The sequence below is a fragment of the Zoogloea sp. genome, from assembly GCF_017302315.1.
Lineage (GTDB): Bacteria > Pseudomonadota > Gammaproteobacteria > Burkholderiales > Rhodocyclaceae > Zoogloea.
In genome coordinates, this window is record NZ_JAFLDT010000036.1 from 1 (window position 1) to 25442 (window position 25442).

Sequence of the window (25442 nt, forward strand, 5' to 3'; positions counted from 1 at the left end):
GGCCGGGGGGGGAGGCGGAGGTGCCACCACGGCGGCCGGCGAGGGCGCACTCACCAGTTCCACCTCGACGGCGTCGGGCAGGCGGTTCTGCCAGCGCACGCCGTAGAACAGGAACATGCCAAGGGCGATGTGCACCCCGGCTGCCAGCGCCAGGGACGACCACTTGCCCCGCTCGTTGGCGGGCATGGCTGGGTTCATCGGGAGGACTTGCCGACCTGCGTCTGCAGGCCGACCTTATTCACACCCGCGTTGCGCAGGTCGTTGAGGGTGTTCATCACCAGCTCGTACTTGACGTTCTTGTCGGCAGCGATGATCACCGACTGGCCCGGGTTGGCGGATACGGCGGACTGCACCTCACTGATCAGGTCCTTGCGGTTGAGGGCCTTCTCGGGTGAGCCGCTGGTCTGGCGCAGGGCCAGCCCGCCATCGGGCTTGACCTGCACCACCATGGCGTCGGTGGGCGGAGCCGGAACCTTGTCCACACTGGGCAGGTTGACCGAGCCGGACTGGATCATCGGCGCGGTGACCATGAAGATCACGAGGAGCACCAGCATCACGTCGATGTAAGGCACGACGTTGATCTGGTTCATCAGGCGGCGTTGGCGCATGGCGGCGGGGCTCCGGTCAGCGCAGCTGGCGCTGGAGGATGTTCAGGAACTCCTCGGTGAAGCTCTCGAAGCGGATGGCGATGCGGTCGATGTCGTGGGCGAAGCGGTTGTAGGCCACCACCGCCGGAATTGCCGCGAACAGGCCGATGGCCGTCGCCACCAGCGCTTCGGCAATGCCGGGGGCGACGTGGGCGAGGGTGGCGGAGCCCACGTTGGAGAGGCCGCGGAAGGCGTTCATGATGCCCCACACGGTACCGAACAGGCCCACATAGGGGGAGACCGAGCCGACGGAGGCGAGGAAGGCCAGGTGGGCTTCCAGGTCGTCCACCTCCCGCTGATAGGTGGCGCGCATGGCGCGGCGGGCGCCGTCCATCACGGCGCCGTGGTCGAGGCTCTTGCCGCGCAGCTTGGCGAACTCCCGGTAGCCGGCTTCGAAGATGCGCTCCATGCCGGCGGCTTCATGGCGGCTGGTGGCGGCGCTCTGGTAGAGGGCGTTCAGGTCGCCGCCGCTCCAGAAGTCGCGTTCGAAGAGGTCGGTCTTCTTCTTGGCGTCGCGGATGGCGAACCATTTGCGGAAGATCCAGTACCAGGACATGAAGGATACGGTGCCCAGCAGGGCCATCACCAGCTTGACCAGCAGGCTGGCATTGGCGATCAGGGACAGTATGGAGAGATCTTCGGTGACGTTCATCGGATTAAACCAGGGTGGCGAACTGTGCGCGCACAGCGGGGGGGATCGGGGTGGCCTTGCGGGAGCCCAGGCCGACGCAGGCGATGGTGATCAGCGCCTCGAAGATGATCTGGCTGCCGCGGAGGATCTTCTGGGCGAAAACAAGGCTGGCCCTGCCGAGGCGTTCGAGGGTGGTGATGACTTCAAGCTGGTCATCCAGCACCGCTGCCTGCAGGTAGTCGGCCTGCACGGCCCGCACGACAAATACGATATGCTGCTCGGCAGCCAGACGCTGCTGCCCGAAGCCGACCGCGCGCAGCCAGTCGGTGCGGGCCCGTTCGCAGAACTTGAGATAGTTGGCGTAGTACACGACGCCAGCGGCGTCCGTGTCTTCATAATAGACCCGGACGGGTAGTGCAAAGAACGGTTTGCTCTCGGCTGGTGCGGGATGATTCGATGCATGCATCGCAACATTTTACAGTACGACCCCCCTCTTCCGAAGTCCAGGACTTTATTCAGTGTTTCAGAATGTTGGGCTCGATGCTCAGGTTTGCGGGCGGGACGTTGTAATTGCAGCGATCCTGTGCATAGAATCGCGGCCTTGAGCGCAGGCTGGTGCGTTTCGTGCATAGTTCCGGAGAACGGATGCACGCGTGCCGCAATGCGGTTTGCGGCAAAATGCCCCAGCGGGGCTTGTAAGAGTCGAGAAACCGGCGGAAAGCAGGGTCGGGCAGGGTCCAGGTGCCCGACATTCGATTCATGGGAGGAATGAGACATGGTTGCAACCACGACAAGCAATGAGAAGCTGCTGACCGAAGCGGAAATTCTGGCCATGCCGGAGGACGATTACATGAATCCGGCCCAGCTGGAGTTCTTTCGTATCCGCCTGACCAGAATGCGTGACGAGTTGCTGGAGAATGCCGCCAGCACGGGCGCCAACCTTCGTGAGAACGAGCTGGTTGCCGATCCGGCCGATCGCGCGACGGTGGAGGAGGAACACGCTCTCGAACTGCGCGTGCGGGATCGGGAGCGCAAGCTGCTCAAGAAGATCGATGAGGCCCTGACGCGCATTGCCCAGGGTGAGTATGGCTGGTGTGAGGAAACGGGCGACCCGATCGGCATCGGCCGCCTGCTGGCCCGCCCCACGGCAACGCTCTCCATCGACGCTCAAGAGCGTCGTGAACGTACCCAGAAGCTGTACGGGGAGTAATCCCTCCGGCTCCGCCGGGACGGCTACTCATTCCATGATCGCCCCGGCGCAGCGCATTCCCGTCTCCTTGCTGACCGGCTTTCTCGGGGCAGGAAAGACAACTGTCCTTAACCACCTGCTGCGTCGGCCCGAGCTGGCAGGCACCGTGGTCCTGATGAACGAGTTCGGTGCGGTGCCGATCGATCATCTTCTTGTCGAGAACATCGACGAGAACCTCGTTCTCCTCGAATCCGGCTGTCTGTGCTGTACCGTCCGCGGCGATCTGGCCCGGACACTCCGCGATCTCTTCATGCGGCGCCTGCGCCGCGATCTGCCTGCCCTCTCGCGGATCGTCATCGAAACCTCCGGCCTGGCCGATCCTGCGCCGGTGCTCTTCACCCTCATGCAGGATTTCTTCATCGCCGAGCGTTTCCGCCTGGACGGAGTGATCACGGTGGTGGATGCCGTGTTCGGCACCCGCCAGCTTGCGAGCCGCCCGGAAGCGGTCAAGCAGGTGGCGACGGCAGACCGTCTGCTCATCACCAAGTGCGATCAGGCCAGCCGCCTGGCGCTGGAGGGCTTGGAGGCACAGCTTCGCCGCCTCAATCCCGGGGCACCGCAGCAGCAGGTGAAAGAGGGTGTTGTCGCCCCGGAGACCGTTCTTGATTGCGGTCTGTGGAATCCCAGCCGCAAGAGTGCCGATGTCGTGCGCTGGCTGGCCGATGAAGCCGTGGCCGCGCAGGCGGCGCTTCATCCCTACGCCCCGCGGTCACGCGGCTCGGCAGGGGCCATCGACCGTCACGACGCATCGGTCCATGCCTTCGTGGTGCGCTTCGATGCGCCGGTATCCTGGGGCGATTTCTCCTCCGCCCTCGACCTCTTGCAGAGCGTGAAGGGCGAGCACCTGCTGAGGGTGAAGGGTATCGTCCATGTCCGGGGCGAGGAGCGGCCTCGGGTGGTCCAGTGCGTGCACCACCTCCGCTATCCCGATGCGGCCCTACCGGCCTGGCCGGATGAAGTGCGTAGCACCCGCCTGGTGTTCATTGTCCGTGAGCTGTCGCGGGAGGTGGTCGATCAGGCCTTCGCCTGTTTCTGCCCGGTCGTTCCGGTGTGTGCCGCATGAGGCTGTCAGCCCGTTCCTTGTACCTGCTGCGCAGTGCGCTGGCTGTGCTGCTGGTGTGTGCGCAGGTCTTTGCCACGGCCCATGCTGTCGGTCATCTGGGCGACCTGGCCACCCTGGCGCGGGCCGAGGACGTCGCGCGCCAGGCGACACCGGATGGCGGCGTGCCCGCGGCCGAGCGCCACGACGCCTGCCTGCTGTGCCTGGCGGCGGCGGATCTGGGCGCGATGTTGCCGTCGGCGTTTCCGGTGCTGGCCGTCCAGGGTGTGCCCGCAGCCTTGCCGACGGGCCCCGAGCTTGTCCCCGGCGCACTGCGCCTGCCCCGGCCCCAGGCCAGGGGCCCTCCTGCATCTCCCTGATCCCGTCCCCGTTGTGAACACCGGTGCCGGCTTCGCCCGCACCGCGTCCCCCGTTTCCGGACCGATCCCAGGAGATCCGAGCCATGTCATTCCTTCGTCCCGGCGCGCTTTGCGTCGCCCTCGCTGCCGCCTTCCCGGCGGTCGCCACCGCGGCTTCCGATGCCGACCTGAAGCAACTCCGCCAGCAGATCAAGGAGCTGCGTGATTCCTACCAGCAGCGCATCGAAGCCCTTGAGCGTCGTCTGGCTGAAACCGAACAGCGTGCTGCCGGTGCTGCCACCGCTGCGGCCGCCGCCGGTTCCACCGCTACCAGTGCGGTCCAGTCGGTGGCCAAGGCCGAGGCCCAAGCCGCCGAGGCCCAGGCTGCGGCAGCCAGCGTGGCTCGCCGACCCGTGTCGGAGAGCGCCTTCAATCCTTCCGTATCCCTGATCATCGACAGCAAGTTCACCCGCTTCCAGCGTGATCCGTCCGCCTACCGCATCGACGGCTTCATCCCCTCGGGCGGTGAGGTCGGCCCCCCGCGCAAGGGCTTCTCCCTCGGCGAGTCCGAACTGGCCTTCTCGGCCAACGTGGATCACCTGTTCCGCGCCAACGCCCGCTTCGCGCTGGCCGAGGATGACGGAGAGGGGGTGGTCGAGGTCGAGGAAGTGAATGTGGAAACCCTGGGTCTGTCCTCGGGCCTCAAGGTGAAGGCCGGGCGCTTCCTGTCCGGCGTTGGCTACCTCAACCAGCAGCACCCCCACGAGTGGGACTTTACCGACGCGCCGCTGGCCTACAAGGCTTTCTTCGGGCCGCGACTGCAGAACGACGGTGTCCAGCTACGTTGGGTCGCTCCTACCGATCTTTTCCTTGAATTCGGTGCGGAAGTGGCCAGCGGTCAGAAATTCCCGGCGGCGGAGCGCAATCGCAATGGAGCCGGTTTGTGGACGGCCTTCGCCCATCTTGGCGGTGATATCGGTGCCTCGTCCGCGTGGCAGGTGGGCTTGTCCCACGTGCGCGCCAATCCGCGGGAACGGGGCTTCGAGGACGGCGCCGATGCGGCAGGCACGCCCCTCGCGCACAGCTTTTCGGGGCGCAGTCAGACCTGGATCGCCGATTTCGTCTACAAGTGGGCCCCCAACGGCAACAGCAGCGTGACCAACCTGAAGGTGCAGGGTGAGTACTTCCAGCGACGCGAGACCGGTGACCTGAACTACGACGTGGGTGGTCTTGCTGAAGCCACTTCAGCGGCCCGGTTCCGTCAGTCCGGCAGCTATCTGCAGGCCGTCTATCAGTTCATGCCGCACTGGCGTGTGGGGGTGCGTGGCGACTGGCTGCGCAGCGGCACCGCCGATCTGGGTGGTCTGGATCCGGCGGGCCTTCCCCTCCTGGCAGCCTACAACCCCAGTCGTCAGTCGGCCATGGTCGATTGGTCTCCGTCGGAGTTCTCGCGTCTGCGTCTGCAACTGGCCCGCGACAAGTCCCGCAACGGGGAGAGCGACAACCAGGTCTGGCTGCAATACATCATGAGTCTCGGCGCCCACGGCGCCCACAAGTTCTGAGGAATCCGTTCATGTACTCCAAACTGATGTTCCATCTTGCCGCGCTGGTCCTCGCGGTACTCGCCCTGCCCGCTGCGGCAGCCCTCAACGTCTTTGCCACGGTGCCCGAATGGGCCGCGCTGGCGAAGGAGATCGGCGGCGAACGGGTCCAGGTCTTCTCCGCCACCAATGCCCTCCAGGATCCCCATCGCATTGAGGCCAAGCCCTCCCTGATCGCCCGCGCCCGGGCAAGTCAGCTGGTGGTTGCCACGGGTGCCGATCTGGAGATCGGCTGGTTGCCCGTGGTGCTGCGGGAGTCGGGCAATGCCGCCATCCAGCCCGGTCAGCCGGCTTACTTCGAGGCCGCCAGTGCAGTGCGCCTGATCGAGGTGCCGGCCCGTCTGGACCGGGCCGACGGGGACGTCCATCCCGGCGGCAATCCCCATATCCAGACCGATCCGCGTAACGTTCTCAAGGTGGCAGAGGCCCTGGCTGGCCGGATGAGTCGCGTTGATCCCGCCGGTGCGGGCGCGTACAGCGCCAACCTTGCCCGCTTCAGCGAGCGCTGGAAAGTGGCCATGGTCCGCTGGGAGCAGGCTGCCGCACCCTTGCGGGGTGTGCCCGTGTGGGTCCAGCACCGTTCCTTTGCCTACATGGCCGACTGGCTGGGCATCAAGGAGCTGGGTGCGCTCGAACCCAAGCCGGGGGTTGAGCCGGGCAGTGCCCATCTGGCCGGGCTGCTGGAGCGCCAGAAGGCAACGCCGGCCCGGATGATCCTGCGTGCCGCCTACTCCCGCCCGACGGCATCCGATTGGCTCGGGGATCGGGCCGGTATCCCGGTGGTCGTCCTGCCCTTCACCGTGGGAGGCAGCCCCACTGCGGCCGATCTGGTGAGTTTTTTTGACGATACCGTGCAGCGTCTGCTGGGCGGGCTCAGGTAAGTGGTGATGGAAGAGGTTCTGCTCCGCGCGACCGGGCTGGTGGCGGGCTATGACCTTCCCGTGGCCGGCCCGCTGGATTTTGACTTGCGCCGGGGCGAGATCCTCGGACTTGCCGGCCCCAATGGTGCCGGCAAGTCCACCTTGCTGAAGGCCCTGTGGGGTGGGGTGACGGTGTTTGGCGGGCAGGTCGAGAAGGCGACGGGTCTGGCCATCTCCCACCAGGCCCAGGGTTTTGCCGATCTGCGCGGTGTGCCCCTTACCGGGCGGGAGCTGCTGGCCCTGACCGGCGCCTCGCCGGCCGGCTTGCCGCCCTGGCTGCTTGACCGTCTCGACTGGCGGCTGGATCGCCTCTCCGGTGGCCAGCTCCAGTTCCTGCGCCTGTGGGCCTGCCTGACGGCCCAGGCGGACATCGTGCTGCTCGATGAACCCAGCAACAATCTCGACCGCGCGGGCGTGGACTACCTTGCGGACTGGCTCGCCCGGAGCCACGCGGATCAGGGCTTCATCATCGTCTCCCACGATCTCGCGCTGATTGATCGGGTATGCACCCGGGTGATCCAGGTGGGGGCGATGTGATGGAGTCTCGCCGATGAATCTCGATCTGCTTGTCGACCCCCTGTTTCGGGTGCCCTTCCTGACCGGGCTGCTGCTTGCCGGCCTGCTGCCCTTGATCGGCATGTACCTGCGTTTGCGTGGCGAGTGGCTGGCTGCCCTGGCCTTTGCCCAGATGGCCTCGGCGGGGGCGCTCCTGGCGATGGTGCTCGGCTGGCCGATGCTGGCCGGCGGAGCGATTGCCGCCCTGCTCGCATCCCTTGCCAAGGGGCTTGCGGCGGCGGCGGGCGCCAATGCCTATGCGTTGATGATGCTTCTGGCCTGGGGGGCGGGCGTGCTCCTCGTGGCCAATCATCCCCTTGCCGAGCAGGCGGGGCATGCCCTGTTCGATGGTCAGCTCTATTTCACCGGCGAGGGACACCTGCTGGCGGTTGCCCTCATCTGTGCCGGGGTGCTTCCGGTGCTGGCGCGCCTCAACCGGTCACTGTTGCTCGCGCGTTTCTTTCCGGAATTTCACCAGGCCCGGGGGCTCGATGCGGGGCCCGGTCTGATGCTCTTCGATCTCCTGGCCGGCGTGGTGATCGCCCTCGCCACGGTCAGCATCGGGGTGATGGCTGCCTTCGCCCTGGTTTTCGTTCCTCCGCTGGTGGCCTACCGCTTCGGCCGTAGCTGGCGGGCTGGGCTCGGCCTGGCCGCAGCGATTGGTACGGCCGGATACACGGCTGCATTCGCCATTTCCCTCGCGTTCGACCAGCCGTTCGGTCCCGTTTGCGCGGTGTTTCTGGTTGTCATTTTCCTTGTCCCGGGTGTGAAATCCGACCGCTTGTAAATCAGCCTGCACAAGCTTTGTAGAGTGATATCCTGTCTAATTCCGGAACATGACAAAAGGAGGGATAGGAGTGGCGCTACCGTTTTTCGGCAAGAAGCCTGCACCTGCCGGAACCGCAGCACCGCGTCCACGGGTCGCTGCCGACCCGGCCCAGGGGAGTGTCCGCCCATCGGTGCCACCTCCCCCGCCCCTGTCCCAGGCGCCCGGCAAGCCTCGCGGCGAAACCTCGTCCCTTGATTTCACGATCGCCGGTGGCGATGTCAAGCGCGTGCTCGCCCAGTGTGCCGACAGGGTGCATGTGGAGGAGGGCGTGGATGAGATGTCTCCGTCGGCCGAAGAAGCCGCCATCCTCTACGCCAACGGTGGCTACGACGAGGCCCGCTCCGTCCTTGAGCACGCCCTTGATACGAGCACGGGCGCGGATGCGCGCTTTACTCTGTGGGGTATGCTCCTCGATCTGTTGCGCCTGACCGGGCACCGGGAGCGCTTTGAAGCTCTCAGCCTGAGCTACGCGACCGAATTTGAGCGTTCGCCACCCGCCTGGACGGATCTCTCTCCCAAGGGTGTCGCGGGCACTGAGGCAAAGGTGCAGACGGTCAATCTTTCGGGTGTCCTCAGCGGTCAGGCCGCCGGGCAGTTTGCGCAGCTCATCCAGATCGGCATGCGCAATGGTGCCTTGCGTATCGATCTGAGCCGCCTGCGTGGTGTGGACAATGCCGGAGCCGAGCTCCTGCTGCGGGCCGTGCGAGGGCTGCGCAAGGCCAAAATCAGGCTTTCCCTGATGGGGGCGGGGCATCTCGCCGCCGTTCTGGGCGGCGTGGTCACGCCCGGCAAGGTCGAGCAGAAGCCGGTGTGGTTGCTGCTGCTGGAAGTGCTCCAGTACACCGAGCAGCAGGATCGCTTTGAGGAGCTGGCCGTCGATTACGCCATGACCTTCGAGGAGTCTCCCCCGTCGTGGGAGCCGCCCCCCGAGCTCACGGCAAGTCAGACGAATGCGCAGATCCTGGATGTTCAGCTCAGCGACATCTACCGCCTCGAGGGCGAAGTCATCGGCCCCAATACCGAAGTGCTTCGCAAGATCACCGCGTTTGCCGGTGGCCGTACCAAGGTGGAGGTGGACTGCAGCCTGCTTCGACGCATGGATTTCGTCTCGGCCGGCACCCTCTTCAATATTGTTTCCCAGCTCCACGCCCAGGGCCGGCTGGTGGTGTTCAAGGGCGTCAATTCCATGGTTGCCGCCCTGATGCAAGTGATGAGCCTGCATCAAGTGGCTCGCATCGAACTGCGCGGCTGACGCTCGGCGGTTCGGCCCGGGAAGGCCTCGCCACCGGGCTTGAAATCCCTTTTTGAGTCCCCATATCCGCCCGATGGAACAATATCACGGCACCACCATTCTCTCGGTCCGGCGTGGCCGGCACGTGGCCCTTGGCGGCGACGGGCAGGTCACCCTGGGCAACATCGTCATCAAGGCCAGCGCCCGCAAGGTGCGCAAGCTCTACCAGGATCGCATCCTGGCGGGCTTTGCCGGCGGCACGGCCGATGCCTTCACGCTCTTCGAGCGTTTCGAGGCCAAGCTCGAGAAGCACCAAGGCAATCTGGTGCGTAGCGCTGTCGAACTGGCCAAGGACTGGCGTACCGACCGCGCCCTGCGTCGTCTCGAAGCCATGCTCGCCGTGGCCGACCTGGACAACTCGCTGATCATCACCGGCAACGGCGACGTACTCGAACCCGAGCAGGGCATCGTGGCCATCGGTAGTGGTGGTGCCTATGCCCAGGCGGCGGCCCGGGGGCTGATCGAGAACACCGAGCTGACCCCCGAAGAAGTGGTCAAGAAATCCCTGACCATTGCCGGTGACCTGTGCATCTACACCAATCATTGCCACACCATCGAGGTGCTGAAGCCGTGACCCCGGCCGCCCTTCCGCGGGGCGGCATTGCGTGACCGGTGGAAAGACCCGCTGTACCCAGGATGTTCCCATGACCCAGATGACCCCCCCGGAGATTGTCTCCGAACTCGACAAGCACATCGTCGGCCAGGCCAAGGCCAAGAAGGCCGTGGCCGTGGCCCTGCGTAACCGCTGGCGGCGCGCCCAGGTGGCCGAGCCCCTGAAGAGCGAGATCACGCCCAAGAACATCCTGATGATCGGGCCGACCGGCGTCGGCAAGACCGAGATCGCCCGCCGGCTGGCCCGGCTGGCCAACGCGCCCTTCATCAAGATCGAGGCGACCAAGTTCACCGAAGTGGGTTATGTCGGCCGCGATGTGGACACCATCATCCGCGATCTGGTGGAAATTGCCATCAAGTCCCACCGCGAGCAGGCCATGAAGAAGGTCCGTGACCGGGCCCAGGACGCCGCGGAAGACCGGGTTCTCGACATTCTGCTGCCGCCGGCCCGGCCGACGGTGGGCTTTGGTACCGAACCGGCCGCGCCCGAAGATAACGCCACCCGCCAGAAATTCCGCAAGAAGCTGCGTGAAGGGGATCTGGACGACAAGGAAGTGGACATCGAGGTGGCCGTGCCGGGCATGAGCGCGGAGATCCTTGCCCCCCCGGGCATGGAGGAGCTCACCGGCCAGCTGCAGAGCATGTTCCAGAACATCGGCGGCGGAAAGAAGAAGTCCCGCAAGCTGAAGATCCGCGAAGCCTTGAAGCTGCTCACCGACGAGGAGGCCGCCAAGCTGGTGAATGAAGAGGAAATGAAGGCCGAGGCCCTGCGCATGGTGGAGCAAAACGGCATCGTCTTCCTGGATGAGATCGACAAGATCGCCACCCGCTCCGACAGCCATGGCGCTGACGTGTCGCGTCAGGGCGTGCAGCGCGACCTGTTGCCGCTGGTCGAAGGCACGACCATCAGCACGAAATACGGGATGGTGAAGACCGATCACATCCTGTTCATCGCCAGCGGGGCCTTTCACCTGTCCCGCCCCAGCGACCTGATTCCCGAGCTGCAGGGCCGCTTCCCGATCCGCGTGGAGCTGGATTCCCTGTCGGTGGAGGATTTCGAGTGCATCCTGACTCAGACCGATGCCTGCCTGACCCGTCAATATGAAGCCCTGCTGGCCACCGACGGGGTGAGCCTCGAATTCGCGCCGGAGGGCATCCGCCGCCTCGCCGAGATCGCCTTCCAGGTGAATGAGAAGACCGAAAACATCGGTGCCCGGCGGTTATACACCGTGATGGAAAAGCTCCTCGAAGAGCTGGCCTTCGAGGCCGGCAAGGCCGGCCCGCAGACGGTATGCATCGACGCCGCCTACGTGGATGGCCGCCTCGAGATGCTGGCCCAGCGGGAAGATCTGGCCCGCTACGTGCTATAAGCTCGGGGAAAACCCCGCTGCCGGCCCTCCGGGGCCGGCCTGATCAATCGGGTCTCCACCGGCACCTGTCCGGATGCAAGGGTTTCCGGCCATGTTGCTGCGCATTGTCTCCATCCTCTTTCCGCTGTTTGCCATCACCGCCATCGGCTTCCTGGTCGGTCGCCGGGCAAAGCCCGACCTCTCCCACGCCAACAAGCTGAACATGGACGTGTTCGTGCCGGCGCTGGTGTTTGGGGCGCTGGCCAACAAGTCCTTCCACATCACCGAATTCCTGCCCCTGTTGGTCGCCACCCTGGCGGTGGTGATCGGCTCCGGGTTTCTTGGCTTGGCGGTGGCCCGAGGTCTGGGCATTGCCCCCAAGACCCTGGTGCCGCCGATCATGTTCAATAACTGCGGCAACCTGGGGCTGCCCCTGGCCGTGCTGGCCTTCGGCGAGCAGGCCCTGGCGCCGGCGGTGGTGATGTTCATGGTTTCCAACCTGCTGCACTTCTCGTTCGGCGCCTGGCTGCTGGACCACCGGATCAAGCTCGGCGGCATCTGGAAGGTGCCCTCCGTGCTGGCTACCCTGGCAGGGTTGGCGGTGGGGCTCAGCGGTTTTGAGGTGTGGGGGCCGGCGATGACCGCCATTCGCATGCTCGGCGAGATCTCCATTCCCCTGATGCTCTTTGCCCTGGGGGTGCGCCTCACCGAGTCGCGCATCGGTGAGATCCGCCTGGGCCTGATCGGCGCCGCGGCCCGTCCGCTGATCGGCATGCTGCTGGCGGCGGCCGTGATGCTGGTGGTGCCCCTGCCCGAACGGGAGCGGGCCCTGCTGCTGGTCTTTGGCGCCCTGCCGCCGGCGGTGCTCAACTACATCTTTGCCGAGCGCTATCACCAGGAGCCGGAAAAGGTGGCCTCCATCGTGCTGATCGGCAACGTGGCGGCGCTGGTCTTCCTGCCCCTGGCCCTGGCCATCGGCCTGTAGGCGCAGCTCGGACGACCCTCAAAACTCGCCGCTGAAGCGTCCGATCTGGCGCCGGTCGCGCTTGGTGGGGCGGCCGTGGAGATCGGAGCCCGGTGTGGCGGCAAGCTTGCGCTGTTCCCGTTGGGCTTCCCGGGCGGCCACGCTGTCGGCGGTCTCCTGGTAGAGCCCCTGGGCAATCGTGGCGCTGCCACGCTTATCGGCGATGCCCTTCACCTCGACGCAGAAATGCGTCTCGGCGATCTGGATGTCGATCCGGTCGCCGATCTTTACGTCCCTGGCGGGCTTCACGCGGATGCCGTTGAGCTGGATCTTGCCCCCGTCCACGGCTTCGGTGGCCTGGGTGCGATGCTTGAAGAAGCGTGCTGCCCACAACCATTTGTCGAGGCGGACGCGGGCGTCGTGGTCTTCCGTTGGTTTCATCCTGATTCCCTCCGTTTGACGCGTCGTCTGACGGTCGATACGGTCTCTCCTGCAGGGGCGACTTCAGTCGCCCATCCGCGCGTTGATCACAGGCATGCCCTTGATCGACGTCCGCGGGCGACTGAAGTCGCCCCTACAGTCCCTCCAGCCGCCGTCTGAGCCTCCCACGAACCCCTTCAGCTTCACCCGTCTGGTGGCCCGGCCAGTGGAGGGCTAACCCACGTCAGCATTGGGTTTGCGTCTGGTTCGGGGAGGACAACAGAGGAAAATAGGTTCATTCCTTGACCGGCCGCTTGGCCAGCTTCCGCTGCAATGTGCGGCGGTGCATTTTAAGCGCACGGGCGGTGGCCGAGATGTTTCCATCGTTCTCCGCGAGTACCCGCTGGATGTGCTCCCATTCGAGCCTATCGACCGACATGGGGCCGGACGCCATTTCTTCTTCCGAGATGATCACATCCGTGGCATGAAGGGCCTTCAGGATGGCGTCCACATCGGCGGGTTTGGCAAGGTATTGGGTGGCGCCCAGCTTGATGGCGTCCACGGTGGTGGCGATACTGGCGTAGCCGGTCAGCACCAGGATGCGACAGTCGGGATTGACCGCCAGCAGGGGCTCGATCAGGCGCAGGCCGGAGCTGCCTGCGATGTTGAGGTCGAGAACCACATATTCGGGCTCGTGCGCCCGGGCGAGATCCAGGGCGGTTTCGGGCTCCTGGGCACCGAAGACGTTGAAGCCACGCTGGGCCAGGGCGCGGGTGAGCACGCGGTTGAAGGCGGGGTCGTCATCGATGACGAGTATGTGGGGGGCATCCTGCGAGGTCATGGGCGAAGGGCTGAAAGGGGAAGGGTGAGAGTGGCGATGGTGCCGCCACCGGGACGAGAGGCAAACATGATGCGGCCGCCGCAGCGCTCGACCGCGTCGAAGGCCAGCAGCAGGCCAATACCCAGACCGTCGCCGTTGCCGTCCTGATGGACGCCTGCCTCGGGGCGAAAGTCGGCGGGAATGCCAGGGCCGCGGTCGAGTATGCGCACCACGATCTGCGTCTCTTCGACCCCGACCTCGCACTCGACGCCGTTGGGGCTCACATCGGCGGCATTGTTGATGATGTTGTGAATCGCCTGCTCAAGCGTGGCATCGGCCACCAGCTTGGGGGGCGGGTCGCCGCACTCGCAGAGGGTGGTCAATGGCACGTGGGGTCGCAGGCTGCGCCACCGTTCGATGATGCCGCGCAGCCAGATGTCGGTGGGTAGCACTTCACCCCCTTCGGCACGCAGGCTGCCGGCGCGCAGGGTCAGGTTGCCCAGGATGGCCTTGCAGTGCCCGACCTGCTCGCGCAGGAGCTCGGCATCGGCGCGCACTTCGTCATCCAGGGCAGGGTTGCGGGCCAGTTCGCCGGCAACGATGGCCATGGTGCCCAGGGGGGTGCCCAGTTCGTGGGCGGCGCCAGCGGCCAGATTGCCCAGGGCCACGATGCGCTCGTTGCGCAGACGGGCTTCGCGCGCTTCGGCGAGGGCGTGGTCGCGGCTGCGGATGGCGGCGGTCATGCGTACCACGTACCACACGATGACACCCGCCGAGAGGGCGAAGGTGAGCCACATGCCGGCCAGGTGCCAATGCACCGCGAGTCCGGAATCGTAGATATCGAGCTGCTCGTTGAAGTCCCACAGGATCGAGTAGGCGGTCACGGCCTCGGCCGCCACGGCCCAGGCGTAGGGCGCGCTGAGTGTCGCCGCGCCGATGGCAACCAGGGGCAGGAGCAGGGAGATCAGGGGGTTGGTCGCGCCCCCGGTGAAATACAGGAACACGCTCCACGCACCCAGGTCGATGCTGAGCTGCAGGAACAGTTCCGCGGGGTGCAGATCGCTCAGACGCCTGGCACGGACCAGGGACAGCAGGTTGATGGCGACCAGGGCCGCCACCACCTGCAGCAGGGGCTGCGCGGGCAGGGGGATGTCGAGCAGCCAGGGCACCGACACCACCACGGCCAGCATGCCGCCGATGGACAGCCAGCGCAGGTTGAGCAGGCGCCGCAGGGCGTCGGCGGGGCTTGAGGGCGTGTGGGTGGAAAGGGGAAGAGGCATCGGGCGATTTTCCCCGGAGCGACGGTCAGGAAGGCCGGCAGGTGTCGAGGTGTGCGCATGCGCCCGGGGGGTGACACCTGCCGGCCAGAGCGCGAATGTAGCCTCTCCCCCGCAGGGGCGGAATGTGGTGGATTGTCGCAGATCGCCGAGTCAGTGGCGCCGGATCTCCCCATTGTCCACACTGACCTTGTCGCCCGGGCGGACCTCAGGTGGCATCTTCGACTTGATGTCCCGATCGATCCCGTCGCTGAAGCGCACTGTGATGGTCCACTCCCGGTCCGCCGCCATCCGCGATCCCATGCTGCTGCCAATCATCGACGCGCCGATACTGCCGGCTGTGGAGGCGACCGTGCGGCCAAAGCCGCTGCCGATCTGTCCGCCCACCACAGACCCCACGATGGCGCCGCCAATAGCCCCGACGATGCTGCCGGTGCGGCTGCCCACTTCCGATTCGGCGATGCTCATCACCACACCGGTGCCGCTGGGGCCGCTGTGGGGGCTGCCCCCGGTGGCACAGGCGCCGAGAAAGAAGATGAGGGCGACGCTGCCCATGACGCGGAAGAAACCCCTGATGCCTTTGTGCATGGCTTACTCCGGGGTGGCGCCAAGGTAATACATGGCGCCGAGCAGGGCTCCGGGCTTGCCGAAGCCGCCGAACCAGCGCTCGTAAAGTCCATCAATGGCCGGGCTGCGGTAGATCGTCGAGATGGCCCGATTGACCGCGACCCGGAAGGCGGCGTCCTGGCGCATCATCAGGGCGTAGGGCTCCATGGAGATGTCCTCGTCCACCAGTCCGAGAGCCTGGGCGTCCTTGGCCTTGCGCCCCAGGCCGATGAGGATCAGCCGGTCGTTGGCATAGGCGTCCGCCGTGCCGGCCTCAACGGCCTTCAAACCCTCCACTTCCGAGTCCACGCTGAGCACCTCCGCCGTGATGCCGCGCTGGGTCAGGGCACGGCGCAGGTTGTCTTCGCCGGTGCTGCCGCGGGTGGCCGCAACCTTGCGCCCGGCCAGATCGGCGACACGCTTCACGCCGCCATTGCGGCGCACCAGCAGGCCGGTGCCATCCACGAAGATCAGGTTGGAGAAGTCCACCTTCTCCATGCGCGACAGGGTCGCACTGGTGGTGCCGCATTCCAGGTCCACCTGCCCGCTCACCACGGCCTCGATACGGGTGGCGGAGGTGACCGGAACCCACTGGACGCGTAGCTGGGGCAGCCCCAGGTTCTGGCGCAGTACGCCCACCACTTCCTGGCATAGCTCCACCGAGTAGCCGGTGGGGCGCTTGTCGTCACCGATAAAGGAGAAGGGGGCTGAATCGGTCCGGTAGCCGAGGTTGATCACGCCGCCGTCCTTCAGTTTGCGAAGGGTTCCGGGGCTGTCGGGGCTCTGGGCTGCAGCAAGCGAGGCGACTGCGCACAGCAGCCCCGCCACAAACAGGTGGGTGCGGCGTGGCTGGCGGGGGGAATGGGGTGTGGCTGTCGGCATGGCGTGGTGTCTCCGGCGCGTTCGGGGTGGACGGGGGCAAGAAGTTGCACGTCATGATTCTATCGGCCTGCGGCACCCAAAGGGTAGCCGCAAGCGGCTTTTCCCGTCTGGCCTGGCCACGACCGCGGTCCAAATAGTGATTGCTATAGGGGCGGATACAGTGCACAGTACGGCTCGCGATCTTCAAGTAGTGTTGTTGTTGTGTGGTTCAGTACCCGCAGTCCTGCGGCAGTCCTCCCTTCATCACCCCGCCGTCTTGAGCTTCGCCCTACCCTCAGGGCACGTCCCTGCTTTTTCTTTTAAAGGATATTCAAAATGGCAACTGGTACCGTGAAGTGGTTCAATGATTCCAAGGGCTTCGGTTTCATCACCCCGGAAGCTGGCGGTGAAGATCTCTTCGCCCACTTCTCTGCAATTCAAGGCTCCGGCTTCAAGACCCTGACCGAAGGTCAGCGCGTGACGTTTGACGTCACCACCGGCCCCAAGGGTCAGCAAGCTTCCAACATCCGCCCGGCCGAGTAATCGCCGCGTGAAGCCTGTCCGGCATCCCTGCCGGGCAGGAGCACTGCCAGGTGACGTGTTTCTGAGATTCTTTCAGGCCCGCCTCCTCATGAATGAGCCCGGTTCATGCCGGGCTTTTTCTTTTTCATCTATCAGGAGACATGGCCATGGCCAAGGAAGATCTCATTGAAATGCAGGGTGTTGTCATGGAGGTGCTGCCCGATGCGCGCTTCCGTGTGACCCTGGACAACGGTCACATGCTGGTGGCCTATACGGGTGGCAAGATGCGCAAGCACCACATCCGCATCCTCGCCGGCGACAAGGTTTCCCTCGAACTCTCCCCCTATGATCTCTCCAAGGGGCGCATCACCTTCCGGCATCTCGAAGGCCGCGGCAGCAGCGGTCCAGCGCCCCAGCGTCGCCGTTGAGCCCGGCTCACATGCCCGGCTATGAAGTGAAGTTCCAGCAGGTGGGCGTGGCCGGCGGTGCGGATCTTGAAATCCGCTCCCTGCTCGACGGCCAGCAATATTCTGATCCCTTGGGAGAGGCCGAGGCGGTGGGAATCTCGCCCGCGACCTGGCCCCTCTTCGGCCAGGTCTGGCCTTCGGCCCGCAAACTGGCCGACCTGATGCAGGTACGTGAACTCGGTGGGCGTCGCATCCTGGAGATCGGCTGCGGGCTGGCACTTGCCAGCCTGGTGATCCACAGGCGTCTTGGCGACGTCACCGCCAGTGATTGCCATCCCCTGGCCTCCCGCTTCCTCAATGCCAATCTCCTGCTCAATGACCTGCCCGAGCTGAAGTACCAGACCGGAAACTGGGCGCGCAGCAACCCGCTGCTCGGAGAGTTCGACCTGATCATTGGCAGCGATGTGCTGTACGAGCGCAGCCACCCCGGGCAGCTCGCAGGCTTCATCCAGTTCCATGCGGCCCCGGTGGCCGAGGTCCTGATCGTTGATCCGAACCGGAGCAACCGTTCGGCCTTCAACAAGGCCATGGCCCTGGCCGGCTTCAGCCTGACCGAAACCCCTATCGACACCCCCCTTGACGATGGCAGCCCCTACCGGGGACGCCTGCTCCAGTACTGCCGGGGCTGATTCTCGTCCCGTGAGCGGGGCAGGGGGGCATTCCCCCCTCGGCGGGTCATCACCCGGTTTCCCGCTGCCGAACACCTCTTCCCGCAATCTCCTCAACGCAATGCCGCGCCAGTTCAGGGGCGGCTGCGTCCGCTTGGCCCGCTTGTCGGTGCGTGTGCTGTGGCCGGAGCGCCAAAAAAAGCGGGCGCCCGTGGGCGCCCGAAAGTTCCTCGAGGGGGAGGAAGGTAAGACTTGTGTCGTGCCTCAGTGGGCGCTGGCGCTGGCAGCGCCGATGCCGGTCTGGGAGCGCACGTACTGGTCGTCGAAGCCAGCCTTGTCGATCTTGGCCCGGGCGCTCGAGTCGGTGACCGAGAACAGCCAGGTGAAGAAGAAGGCCAGCGGCATCGAGAACAGGGCCGGCTGCTCGTACGGGAAGATGGCTTGCGCATTGCCCAGCACCACCACCCACACGGCCTTGGACAGCACCACGAAAGTCACCGCCGAGATCAGGCCAGCCAGGCCGCCCAGCAGGGCGCCGCGGGTGGTCAGGCCACGCCAGTACATGGACAGGATCAGGATCGGGAAGTTGGTGGAGGCAGCGATGCCGAAGGTCAGGCCGACGAGGAAGGCGATGTTCTGCTTCTCGAACAGGATGCCCAGCAACACGGCGACGACGCCGAGGCCAATGGTGGCGATCTTGGAGACACGCATTTCCTGGGTTTCGGTGGCCGAGCCCTTGCAGATCACCCGGGCGTAGATGTCGTGGGCGATGGCCGATGCGCCGGCCAGGGCCAGACCGGACACCACCGCCAGGATGGTGGCGAAGGCCACGGCAGACATGAAGCCGAGGAACAGGTTGCCGCCGACGGCCTTGGACAGGTGCATCACCGGCATGTTGCCGCCGCCGATGATCTTGCCGCCGACCACGCCGCCTTCATAGAACTCCGGGTTGGTGCCGACGATGGTAATGGCGATCAGGCCCAGGGCACACACCACCATGAAGAAGTAGCCGATGCAGCCGCTGGCCACGAAGACGCTCTTGCGGGCTTCCTTGGCATTCGGCACGGTGAAGAAGCGCATCATGATGTGGGGCAGGCCGGCGGTGCCGAAGACCAGACCCAGGGACAGGGACACGGCGGTGACCGGGTCGGCCATCAGGGAGCCGGGGCCCATGATCTTGATGCCATCCTTGTGCACTTCAACAGCCTTCTTTGCGACTTCTTCCAGGCTGAAGCCGAACTGGCTCATGGACAGGAAGAGCAGCACGGTGCCGCCGAAGAGCATCAGGCAGGCCTTGATGATCTGCACCCAGGTGGTGGCGATCATGCCGCCGAAGGTCACATAGATCACCATCAGCACGCCCACCACGACCACGGCAGTGGCGTAGTCGAGGCCGAACAGCAGTTTGATGAGCTGGCCGGCGCCGACCATCTGCACGATCAGGTAGAAGCACACCACCGTCAGCGAGCCAAAGGCTGCGAAGGTACGGATGGTGCCCTGGTCGAGGCGGTAGGAGGCGATGTCGGCGAAGGTGAACTTGCCCAGGTTGCGCAGGCGTTCTGCCATCAGGAAGAGGATCACCGGCCAGCCGACGAAGAAGCCGATGGCGTAGATGAAGCCGTCCAGACCCTTCGAGAAGGTGAGTGCCGAAAGACCCAGCAGGGTGGCGGCCGACATGTAGTCACCGGCAATGGCCAGACCGTTCTGGAAGCCGCTGATGCCGCCGCCGGCAGTGTAGAAGTCGGCGGTGGACTTGGTGCGGCTGGCCGCCCAGTAAGTGATGCCCATGGTCGCCACCACGAAGATGAAGAACATCCCGATGGCGGTGAGGTTGAGAGGCTGCTTCTGGGCTGCGCCGACTGCGTCGGCGGCGAAGGCGCCTGCGCCGGCAAGGGCCAGCAGAGCGGCACCGATGAGGTGTTTGCGGTTGATCACTTGGAGGCCTCCCGGATGATCTCGTTATTCATCTGGTCAAACTCGCCGTTGGAGCGGCTGACGAACCAGCCGGTCAGCAGCCAGGAGCCGATGATGATGGCGGCGCCGATGGGCACGCCGATGGTGAGCATGCCGCCCTCGGAAATGGGGGTACGCAGCACCTCGGGCGCGAAGGCCACAAGCGCCATCATCCCGTAGTAGGACGCCATCACGATGGCTGTGAGCAGGTAGGCAAAGCGGCTGCGCTTCCCCTCCAGCTCGGCAAAGCGGGGGTTGGCCCGCACTTTCTTGTAGATATCCGCTGACATGATTCCTCCGGAAAGGTGGTTGAAGATTCTTTATATGGTTATGGTCTCGGGGTGGGTGCTGTTCTCCTCCCCGGTTCTTGCTACATGCGATTTACATGTTCGGGTAGTTCGGACCACCGCCCCCTTCGGGTACGGCCCAGTCGATGTTCTGGGTGGGGTCCTTGATGTCACAGGTCTTGCAGTGCAGGCAGTTCTGGGCGTTGATCTGCATGCGTGGCCCGCTCGGGTCCTCGACGATTTCGTACACGCCAGCGGGGCAGTAGCGGGTTTCCGGAGCGTTGTAGAGGGCCAGGTTGGTACTGATGGGCACCGAGGCGTCCTTCAGGCGCAGGTGGCAGGGTTGCTCTTCCGCGTGGTTGGTGGCCGAGATGAACACCGATGACAGGCGGTCGAAGCTGATCTTGCCGTCGGGCTTGGGATACGCGATGGGGGCGCATTCCGATGCCTTCTTCAGCTGGGTGTGGTCGGCGTGATGGTGCAGGGTCCATGGCGCCCGGCCTTTCAGCACGTAGGTGTCGATGGCGCTGTAGGCGATACCGCCCCACAGGCCCCAGCGGAAGCTCGGGCGGATGTTGCGCACCTGGTGCAGCTCGTCCCACAGCCAGCTCTGCTTGAGACGCTCGGGGTAGCCGATGACCTCGTGGCCGACCTGAGCTTCGGCCCCGAGATGGGCAAACAGGGCCTCGGCGGCTTCGATGCCCGACTTCATGGCCATGTGGGTGCCCTTGACCTTGGGCACGTTGAGGAAGCCCGCGGTGTCGCCGATCAGCAGGCCGCCAGGGAAAGTGAGCCGGGGTACCGACTGGTAGCCGCCTTCGTTGAGGGCCCGGGCGCCATAGGCAATACGCCGCCCACCTTCGAAGAACTTGCGGATCTCCGGGTGGGTCTTGAAGCGCTGGAACTCCTCGTAGGGCGACAGGTGCGGGTTGGCGTAGTCCAGCCCGACCACGAAGCCGACAGCCACTTGGTTGTTCTCCAGGTGATACAGGAAGGATCCGCCGTAGACGTCGGTGGTGAGCGGCCAGCCCACGGTGTGCAGGGTCAGACCCTGCTCGTGCACCTCGGGGCGCACCTCCCACAGCTCCTTGATGCCGATGCCGTAGGTCTGCGGGTCGACACCTTCACGCAGGTTGAACTTGCCGAACAGACCCTTGGTGAGGGAGCCCCGGCAGCCTTCGGAGAAGACGGTCTGGCGGGCATGCAGCTCGATGCCGGGCTGGTAGTTGGGGCCGGGCTCGCCGTTGCGCTCCACACCCATGTCGCCAGTGGCGATGCCCTTTACCGAACCGTCCTCGTGGTAGAGCACCTCGGACGCCGCGAAGCCGGGATAGATCTCGACCCCCAGGGCTTCGGCCTGCTCCCCCAGCCAGCGCACCACGTTGCCCAGGCTGACAATGTAGTTGCCCTCGTTGTGCATTTGCGGCGGGGTGGGCAGCTTGTAGGCCTTCCCGGTGGTGAGGAACAGGAAGCGGTCGGCGTTCACCGGCGTGTTCAGCGGCGCGCCGCGCTCCCTCCAGTCGGGGAACAGTTCTTCCAGCGCGCGCGGCTCGATGACGGCGCCGGACAGGATGTGGGCACCCACCTCGGAGCCTTTCTCCACGACGCACACCGAAAGCTCCGTGCCGGCCTTCTCGGCCAGTTGCTTCAGGCGGATCGCCGCACTCAGCCCCGAGGGGCCGGCTCCGACGATCACCACGTCGTATTCCATCGCTTCACGCGTCATTGCTGTTTTCTCCGTTGCTGCTATCAAGTCGTACATTCACCAGACGGAGCGCGAAGAAACCGTAGCGAGCGGCCCGAGGTCGCAACGAGGCGCGCAACCGTACATGCGTACGGTGAGCACCACAGTTGCGAGATCGGGTCGCGCAGTAGGTTTATTCGTGCTTCGTCAGAACAGCGCTTCCTCGAGGGCCAGCACCGCGTCTGCGCCATTCACGATGGCGTCCCGGTAGGCGTTGGCCTCGGGGATGACGTGCTGGGCGAAGTAGGCGGCGGTGGCCATCTTGGCCTTGTAGAAGTCGCCGTCGGCGTCGTTCAGGCGGCCGGCGGCGATCTGGGCCGAGCGGGCCATCAGCCAGCCACCGACGACGATGCCGGTGAGCTTGAGGAAGGGCACCGAGCCGGCGTGGGCGGCCTGGGGGGTGGCTTCGTAGTTGGCGAGCAGCCAGTTGGTGGCTTCGTCCAGGGCGGCGATGCCTTCACCCAGCGCATCGGCCAGGGACTTCAGCGCGGCGTCGTCGGACTTGCGCAGGGCAGCCCCGGTCTCGGCGATGTCGGCCAGCAGTTGCTGCATGCTCTTGCCACCTTCCTTGGCGGTCTTGCGACCGATCAGGTCGTTGGCCTGGATGGCGGTGGTGCCTTCGTAAATGGTGATGATGCGGGCGTCGCGCATGTACTGGGAGGCGCCGGTCTCTTCGATGAAGCCCATGCCGCCGTGCACCTGCACGCCGTTCCAGGTGATGCCCTGGGCGTTCTCGGTGCACCAGCCCTTGACCACCGGGGTCAGCAGCTCCAGGCGGCGCTGGTTGGCGGCGCGCACGTCGGCGTCCGGGTGGCTCTTGGCGCGGTCCATACAGCCGGCCACGTAGTAGGCGATGGCACGGCCGGCCTCGGTGCGGGTCTTCATGTCCATGAGCATGCGGCGCACATCCGGGTGATGCAGGATGGGCTTCTTCTCGCCGCTCTTGTCCCCGACGATGCGGCCCTGGATGCGGTCACGGGCGTAGGCCAGGGCGTGCTGGTAGCTGCGCTCGGACACGCCGACGCCTTCCAGGCCGACGTTGAGGCGGGCATGGTTCATCATCGTGAACATGTACTCGAGGCCGCGGTTCGGCTCGCCCACCAGGTATCCGATGGCGCCGCCCTTGTCACCGAAGGACATCACCGCGGTGGCGCTGCCGTGAATACCCATCTTGTGTTCGATGGAGGCGCAGATCAGGTCGTTGCGCTCGCCCAGGCTGCCGTCGGCATTGACCAGGAACTTCGGCGCGATGAACAGGGAGATGCCCTTCACGCCCGGAGGCGCGTCCGGCAGGCGGGCCAGCACGAGGTGGATGATGTTCTCCGCCATGTCGTGCTCACCCCAGGTGATGAAGATCTTGGTGCCGGTGATGGCGTAGGTGCCGTCACCGCGGGGTTCTGCCTTGCTGCGGATGGCCGCCAGATCGGAGCCGGCCTGGGGCTCGGTCAGGTTCATGGTGCCGGTCCATTTGCCTGACACCATGTTGGGCAGGAAGGTGGCCTTGAGTTCGTCGGTGGCGTGGTGGGCGATGGCCTCCACCGCGCCCAGCGTCAGCATCTGGCAAAGGGAGAAGGAGATGCTGGCCGACTTCCACATTTCCAGCACGGCGGTGGACACGGTCACCGGCAGGCCCTGACCGCCGAATTCGGTGGAGGCCGGCATGCCGTTCCAGCCGGTCTCGCAGAAGGAGGCATAGGCTTCCTTGAAACCGTCGGCGGTGGTCACCACGCCGTCCTTCCACTTGTTGCCCTGCTTGTCGCCCACCGGATTCAACGGGTCCACCACCTCGGTGGCGAACTTGCCGGCTTCGTCGAGAATGGCCTCGACCAGGTCAAGGGAGACTTCTTCATTGCCGGGCAGGGTGGTGATCTCCTGCAGGCCGGCCAGCTCGTTCATGGCGAACAGCATGTCCTTCACGGGGGCGACGTAAGTGCTCATGGGATGCTCCTTGCGAATTCGGTGATTGGGTTGGGCTATCAGGTACTGCAGGGGGCAGTCAGGGGCCAATCTGTGGGGCAACTTCAGTCGCCCATCCGCGCGTAAAGCGAGCGCGGATCGTTGACCGGAGTCCGAGGGCGACTGAAGTCGCCCCTACAGAGGGTTCTCCCCTTTCAATGCCCTTATGCCGTCAGAGGGCAGACACCAGTTGCGGCACGGCCTCAAACAGATCCGCCACCAGGCCGTAGTCGGCCACCTGGAAGATCGGGGCTTCGGGGTCCTTGTTGATGGCCACGATCACCTTGGAATCCTTCATGCCGGCCAGATGCTGGATGGCACCGGAGATGCCCACCGCGATGTAGAGCTGGGGGGCGACGATCTTGCCGGTCTGGCCCACCTGATAGTCGTTGGGCACGAAGCCCGCATCCACCGCGGCGCGGGAGGCGCCCATGGCGGCGGAGAGCTTGTCGGCCAGGGGTTCCAGCACGGCGCGGTAGTTGTCACCGCTGCCCAGGCCGCGGCCACCGGAGACAATGATCTTGGCGGCGCCCAGCTCGGGGCGGGCAGAGACGGTCAGCTCGCGGCCGACCAGCTTGCTCTGGCCCAGGTCGGGGCCGGCGGCGATGCTTTCCACGGCGGCGGCGCCACCCGCTGCAACCGCATCGAAGGCGGTGGTGCGCACGGTGATGACCTTGATGGCGTCGGACGACTTGACGGTGGCCAGGGCGTTGCCGGCGTAGATGGGGCGCACGAAGGTGTCGGCCGATTCGATGGCCACGATCTCGGAGATCTGGGCCACATCAAGCAGGGCGGCGACGCGGGGCAGAATGTTCTTGCCGAAGGTGGTGGCGGGGGCCAGCACGTGGCTGTAGCCGCCGGTCTTGATCACGTCCACCAGCAGCGCAGCCACGTTCTCGGCGCCTTGCTCGGCGTAGGCGGCGGCATCGGCCACCTTCACCTTGGCCACGCCGGCCAGCCGGGATGCGGCCTCGGCGGCAGCGCCGCAGCCGGCGCCGGCCACCAGCACATCGATGGCTGCGCCAAGCTTGGCGGCGGCGGAAACGGTGTTGAGGGTGGCGCCCTTGAGGTTGGCGTTGTCGTGTTCGGCAATGACGAGGATGCTCATGATCAGATCACCTTTGCTTCGTTCTTCAGCTTTTCAATCAACTGGGCCACGTCGGCCACCTTTACCCCGGCGCTGCGCGCGGCCGGCTCGACCACCTTGAGGGTGGTCAGGCGGGGTGTCACATCCACGCCCAGGTCGGCCGGCTTGAGGGTGTCGAGCGGCTTCTTCTTGGCCTTCATGATGTTGGGCAGGGTGGCGTAGCGCGGCTCGTTGAGGCGCAGGTCGGTGGTGATCACGGCGGGCAGGGGCAGGGCGAGGGTCTCCAGGCCGCCGTCGATCTCGCGGGTGACCTGCACCTTGTCGCCGGCCACTTCGACCTTGGAGGCGAAGGTGGCCTGGGGCCAGCCGAGCAGGGCGGCGAGCATCTGGCCGGTCTGGTTGGAGTCGTCGTCGATGGCCTGCTTGCCCAGCACCACCAGGGTGGGCTGCTCCTTGTCCACCACGGCCTTGAGCAGCTTGGCCACGGCCAGGGGCTGCAGGTCGGCGTCGGATTCGATGAGGATGCCCCGGTCGGCGCCGATGGCCATGGCGGTGCGCAGGGTCTCCTGGCACTGGGCGACGCCGGCGGACACGGCCACCACCTCGGTGGCCTTGCCGGCTTCCTTCAGGCGTACGGCTTCTTCCACGGCGATTTCGTCGAAGGGGTTCATGGCCATCTTCACGTTGGCCAGCTCGACGCCGCTCTGGTCGGCCTTCACGCGGATCTTGACGTTGTAATCGACGACCCGCTTGATGGGTACGAGAATCTTCATGGTCTTGTGGTCTCC

28 protein-coding genes and 1 pseudogene are annotated in these 25442 nt (G+C 65.5%); 14 read left to right on the forward strand and 15 right to left on the reverse strand.

Annotation, left to right across the window (positions count from 1 at the left end; all coding sequences use genetic code 11):
• The 4 genes and pseudogenes from J0L98_RS12005 to ybgC all read right to left on the reverse strand — a co-directional run.
• A pseudogene (locus tag J0L98_RS12005) lies at window positions 1-186 on the reverse strand (TonB C-terminal domain-containing protein); the annotation flags it as partial.
• A gap of 8 nt (window positions 187-194) precedes the next feature.
• Entirely contained in the window at window positions 195-608 is a 414-nt protein-coding gene (gene tolR / locus J0L98_RS12010) for a protein TolR (protein WP_296412022.1), read from the reverse strand.
• A 16-nt stretch (window positions 609-624) separates the two neighbouring features.
• Window positions 625-1299, reverse strand: coding sequence for a protein TolQ (gene tolQ, locus J0L98_RS12015; protein WP_296409038.1), 675 nt, complete (start codon window positions 1297-1299; stop codon window positions 625-627).
• A 4-nt stretch (window positions 1300-1303) separates the two neighbouring features.
• The gene (ybgC, locus tag J0L98_RS12020) at window positions 1304-1744 is read right to left on the reverse strand and encodes a tol-pal system-associated acyl-CoA thioesterase (RefSeq protein WP_296412023.1); all 441 of its coding nucleotides are present in this window, start codon (window positions 1742-1744) and stop codon (window positions 1304-1306) included.
• 309 nt (window positions 1745-2053) lie between these two features.
• On the opposite strand from ybgC, the gene dksA reads away from it, so the two are divergent.
• The 11 genes from dksA to J0L98_RS12075 all read left to right on the forward strand — a co-directional run bounded on the left by dksA (window position 2054) and on the right by J0L98_RS12075 (window position 12067).
• Entirely contained in the window at window positions 2054-2488 is a 435-nt protein-coding gene (dksA, locus tag J0L98_RS12025; protein ID WP_296412024.1) for an RNA polymerase-binding protein DksA, read from the forward strand.
• A gap of 34 nt (window positions 2489-2522) precedes the next feature.
• Window positions 2523-3590: a GTP-binding protein gene (locus J0L98_RS12030; RefSeq protein WP_296412025.1), complete on the forward strand. Its 1068-nt coding sequence runs from the start codon at window positions 2523-2525 to the stop codon at window positions 3588-3590.
• Window positions 3587-3946: a hypothetical protein gene (locus tag J0L98_RS12035; protein ID WP_296412026.1), complete on the forward strand. Its 360-nt coding sequence runs from the start codon at window positions 3587-3589 to the stop codon at window positions 3944-3946. The genes J0L98_RS12030 and J0L98_RS12035 overlap by 4 nt, the downstream gene beginning before the upstream one ends.
• Window positions 3947-4029: 83 nt before the next feature.
• Window positions 4030-5487: a TonB-dependent receptor gene (locus J0L98_RS12040; RefSeq protein ID WP_296412027.1), complete on the forward strand. Its 1458-nt coding sequence runs from the start codon at window positions 4030-4032 to the stop codon at window positions 5485-5487.
• A gap of 11 nt (window positions 5488-5498) precedes the next feature.
• A complete protein-coding gene (locus J0L98_RS12045; protein WP_296412028.1) occupies window positions 5499-6407 on the forward strand; it encodes a zinc ABC transporter substrate-binding protein in 909 nt (302 codons plus the stop codon).
• Window positions 6408-6413: 6 nt separating this feature from the next.
• Window positions 6414-6983, forward strand: coding sequence for an ATP-binding cassette domain-containing protein (locus J0L98_RS12050; protein ID WP_296412029.1), 570 nt, complete (start codon window positions 6414-6416; stop codon window positions 6981-6983).
• Window positions 6984-6996: 13 nt separating this feature from the next.
• On the forward strand, window positions 6997-7788 hold the full coding sequence (locus J0L98_RS12055; protein WP_296412030.1) for a metal ABC transporter permease: 792 nt from the start codon (window positions 6997-6999) through the stop codon (window positions 7786-7788).
• Between the two features lie 70 nt (window positions 7789-7858).
• A complete protein-coding gene (locus J0L98_RS12060; RefSeq protein WP_296412031.1) occupies window positions 7859-9082 on the forward strand; it encodes an STAS domain-containing protein in 1224 nt (407 codons plus the stop codon).
• Between the two features lie 73 nt (window positions 9083-9155).
• Entirely contained in the window at window positions 9156-9695 is a 540-nt protein-coding gene (gene hslV / locus J0L98_RS12065) for an ATP-dependent protease subunit HslV (protein WP_296409027.1), read from the forward strand.
• 70 nt (window positions 9696-9765) lie between these two features.
• A complete protein-coding gene (hslU, locus tag J0L98_RS12070; RefSeq protein WP_296412032.1) occupies window positions 9766-11103 on the forward strand; it encodes an ATP-dependent protease ATPase subunit HslU in 1338 nt (445 codons plus the stop codon).
• 91 nt (window positions 11104-11194) lie between these two features.
• Window positions 11195-12067, forward strand: a complete 873-nt coding sequence (locus J0L98_RS12075) for an AEC family transporter (RefSeq protein WP_296409025.1) — start codon at window positions 11195-11197, stop codon at window positions 12065-12067.
• Window positions 12068-12085: 18 nt separating this feature from the next.
• Here J0L98_RS12075 and J0L98_RS12080 read toward each other — a convergent pair whose 3' ends face one another.
• The 5 genes from J0L98_RS12080 to J0L98_RS12100 all read right to left on the reverse strand — a co-directional run bounded on the left by J0L98_RS12080 (window position 12086) and on the right by J0L98_RS12100 (window position 16051).
• Window positions 12086-12487 (reverse strand): RNA-binding S4 domain-containing protein, encoded by a 402-nt coding sequence (locus tag J0L98_RS12080; protein WP_296412033.1) that lies wholly within the window; start codon window positions 12485-12487, stop codon window positions 12086-12088.
• 274 nt (window positions 12488-12761) lie between these two features.
• A complete protein-coding gene (locus J0L98_RS12085) occupies window positions 12762-13307 on the reverse strand; it encodes a response regulator transcription factor (RefSeq protein ID WP_296412034.1) in 546 nt (181 codons plus the stop codon).
• Window positions 13304-14566: an ATP-binding protein gene (locus J0L98_RS12090; protein ID WP_296412035.1), complete on the reverse strand. Its 1263-nt coding sequence runs from the start codon at window positions 14564-14566 to the stop codon at window positions 13304-13306. Before J0L98_RS12090 ends, J0L98_RS12085 begins: the two co-directional genes overlap by 4 nt.
• Before the next feature lie 150 nt (window positions 14567-14716).
• Window positions 14717-15151, reverse strand: coding sequence for a hypothetical protein (locus tag J0L98_RS12095; protein WP_296412036.1), 435 nt, complete (start codon window positions 15149-15151; stop codon window positions 14717-14719).
• A gap of 3 nt (window positions 15152-15154) precedes the next feature.
• Window positions 15155-16051 (reverse strand): amino acid ABC transporter substrate-binding protein, encoded by an 897-nt coding sequence (locus J0L98_RS12100; RefSeq protein ID WP_296412037.1) that lies wholly within the window; start codon window positions 16049-16051, stop codon window positions 15155-15157.
• A 315-nt stretch (window positions 16052-16366) separates the two neighbouring features.
• Between J0L98_RS12100 and J0L98_RS12105 the strand changes: the two genes are divergently transcribed.
• The 3 genes from J0L98_RS12105 to J0L98_RS12115 all read left to right on the forward strand — a co-directional run bounded on the left by J0L98_RS12105 (window position 16367) and on the right by J0L98_RS12115 (window position 17648).
• Window positions 16367-16573, forward strand: a complete 207-nt coding sequence (locus J0L98_RS12105) for a cold-shock protein (protein ID WP_148578314.1) — start codon at window positions 16367-16369, stop codon at window positions 16571-16573.
• A gap of 146 nt (window positions 16574-16719) precedes the next feature.
• Window positions 16720-16980 carry a translation initiation factor IF-1 gene (infA, locus tag J0L98_RS12110; RefSeq protein ID WP_296412038.1) on the forward strand — a complete coding sequence of 87 codons (261 nt, stop codon included), beginning with the start codon at window positions 16720-16722 and terminating at the stop codon, window positions 16978-16980.
• A gap of 11 nt (window positions 16981-16991) precedes the next feature.
• A complete protein-coding gene (locus J0L98_RS12115; RefSeq protein WP_296412039.1) occupies window positions 16992-17648 on the forward strand; it encodes an SAM-dependent methyltransferase in 657 nt (218 codons plus the stop codon).
• A gap of 243 nt (window positions 17649-17891) precedes the next feature.
• Here the strand turns inward: J0L98_RS12115 and J0L98_RS12120 are convergent, their stop codons facing one another.
• From J0L98_RS12120 to J0L98_RS12145, 6 genes are all read right to left on the reverse strand, one after another.
• A complete protein-coding gene (locus J0L98_RS12120) occupies window positions 17892-19529 on the reverse strand; it encodes a cation acetate symporter (protein ID WP_296412061.1) in 1638 nt (545 codons plus the stop codon).
• 29 nt (window positions 19530-19558) lie between these two features.
• Complete coding sequence (locus J0L98_RS12125; protein WP_296412040.1) at window positions 19559-19870, reverse strand: DUF485 domain-containing protein; 312 nt, start codon at window positions 19868-19870, stop codon at window positions 19559-19561.
• A 91-nt stretch (window positions 19871-19961) separates the two neighbouring features.
• On the reverse strand, window positions 19962-21593 hold the full coding sequence (locus J0L98_RS12130) for an electron transfer flavoprotein-ubiquinone oxidoreductase (RefSeq protein ID WP_296412041.1): 1632 nt from the start codon (window positions 21591-21593) through the stop codon (window positions 19962-19964).
• 165 nt (window positions 21594-21758) lie between these two features.
• Window positions 21759-23549 carry an acyl-CoA dehydrogenase gene (locus J0L98_RS12135; RefSeq protein ID WP_296412042.1) on the reverse strand — a complete coding sequence of 597 codons (1791 nt, stop codon included), beginning with the start codon at window positions 23547-23549 and terminating at the stop codon, window positions 21759-21761.
• 190 nt (window positions 23550-23739) lie between these two features.
• A complete protein-coding gene (locus J0L98_RS12140; RefSeq protein WP_296412043.1) occupies window positions 23740-24675 on the reverse strand; it encodes an FAD-binding protein in 936 nt (311 codons plus the stop codon).
• Window positions 24676-24677: 2 nt separating this feature from the next.
• Entirely contained in the window at window positions 24678-25427 is a 750-nt protein-coding gene (locus J0L98_RS12145; protein WP_296408996.1) for an electron transfer flavoprotein subunit beta/FixA family protein, read from the reverse strand.
• Window positions 25428-25442: the final 15 nt, after the last annotated feature.

Coding starts and splice junctions, on each gene's coding strand:
- J0L98_RS12140 (WP_296412043.1), bottom strand. CDS start 24,675: ATGAGCATCCTCGTCATTGCCGAACACGACAACGCCAACCTCAAGGGC.
- J0L98_RS12055 (WP_296412030.1), top strand. CDS start 6,997: ATGAATCTCGATCTGCTTGTCGACCCCCTGTTTCGGGTGCCCTTCCTG.
- hslV (WP_296409027.1), top strand. CDS start 9,156: ATGGAACAATATCACGGCACCACCATTCTCTCGGTCCGGCGTGGCCGG.
- tolR (WP_296412022.1), bottom strand. CDS start 608: ATGCGCCAACGCCGCCTGATGAACCAGATCAACGTCGTGCCTTACATC.
- J0L98_RS12040 (WP_296412027.1), top strand. CDS start 4,030: ATGTCATTCCTTCGTCCCGGCGCGCTTTGCGTCGCCCTCGCTGCCGCC.
- J0L98_RS12080 (WP_296412033.1), bottom strand. CDS start 12,487: ATGAAACCAACGGAAGACCACGACGCCCGCGTCCGCCTCGACAAATGG.
- dksA (WP_296412024.1), top strand. CDS start 2,054: ATGGTTGCAACCACGACAAGCAATGAGAAGCTGCTGACCGAAGCGGAA.
- J0L98_RS12035 (WP_296412026.1), top strand. CDS start 3,587: ATGAGGCTGTCAGCCCGTTCCTTGTACCTGCTGCGCAGTGCGCTGGCT.
- J0L98_RS12045 (WP_296412028.1), top strand. CDS start 5,499: ATGTACTCCAAACTGATGTTCCATCTTGCCGCGCTGGTCCTCGCGGTA.
- J0L98_RS12030 (WP_296412025.1), top strand. CDS start 2,523: ATGATCGCCCCGGCGCAGCGCATTCCCGTCTCCTTGCTGACCGGCTTT.
- J0L98_RS12100 (WP_296412037.1), bottom strand. CDS start 16,051: ATGCCGACAGCCACACCCCATTCCCCCCGCCAGCCACGCCGCACCCAC.
- J0L98_RS12135 (WP_296412042.1), bottom strand. CDS start 23,549: ATGAGCACTTACGTCGCCCCCGTGAAGGACATGCTGTTCGCCATGAAC.
- J0L98_RS12145 (WP_296408996.1), bottom strand. CDS start 25,427: ATGAAGATTCTCGTACCCATCAAGCGGGTCGTCGATTACAACGTCAAG.
- J0L98_RS12050 (WP_296412029.1), top strand. CDS start 6,414: ATGGAAGAGGTTCTGCTCCGCGCGACCGGGCTGGTGGCGGGCTATGAC.
- J0L98_RS12105 (WP_148578314.1), top strand. CDS start 16,367: ATGGCAACTGGTACCGTGAAGTGGTTCAATGATTCCAAGGGCTTCGGT.
- J0L98_RS12130 (WP_296412041.1), bottom strand. CDS start 21,593: ATGACGCGTGAAGCGATGGAATACGACGTGGTGATCGTCGGAGCCGGC.
- J0L98_RS12095 (WP_296412036.1), bottom strand. CDS start 15,151: ATGCACAAAGGCATCAGGGGTTTCTTCCGCGTCATGGGCAGCGTCGCC.
- tolQ (WP_296409038.1), bottom strand. CDS start 1,299: ATGAACGTCACCGAAGATCTCTCCATACTGTCCCTGATCGCCAATGCC.
- J0L98_RS12085 (WP_296412034.1), bottom strand. CDS start 13,307: ATGACCTCGCAGGATGCCCCCCACATACTCGTCATCGATGACGACCCC.
- J0L98_RS12090 (WP_296412035.1), bottom strand. CDS start 14,566: ATGCCTCTTCCCCTTTCCACCCACACGCCCTCAAGCCCCGCCGACGCC.
- J0L98_RS12125 (WP_296412040.1), bottom strand. CDS start 19,870: ATGTCAGCGGATATCTACAAGAAAGTGCGGGCCAACCCCCGCTTTGCC.
- hslU (WP_296412032.1), top strand. CDS start 9,766: ATGACCCAGATGACCCCCCCGGAGATTGTCTCCGAACTCGACAAGCAC.
- J0L98_RS12075 (WP_296409025.1), top strand. CDS start 11,195: ATGTTGCTGCGCATTGTCTCCATCCTCTTTCCGCTGTTTGCCATCACC.
- J0L98_RS12115 (WP_296412039.1), top strand. CDS start 16,992: ATGCCCGGCTATGAAGTGAAGTTCCAGCAGGTGGGCGTGGCCGGCGGT.
- ybgC (WP_296412023.1), bottom strand. CDS start 1,744: ATGCATGCATCGAATCATCCCGCACCAGCCGAGAGCAAACCGTTCTTT.
- infA (WP_296412038.1), top strand. CDS start 16,720: ATGGCCAAGGAAGATCTCATTGAAATGCAGGGTGTTGTCATGGAGGTG.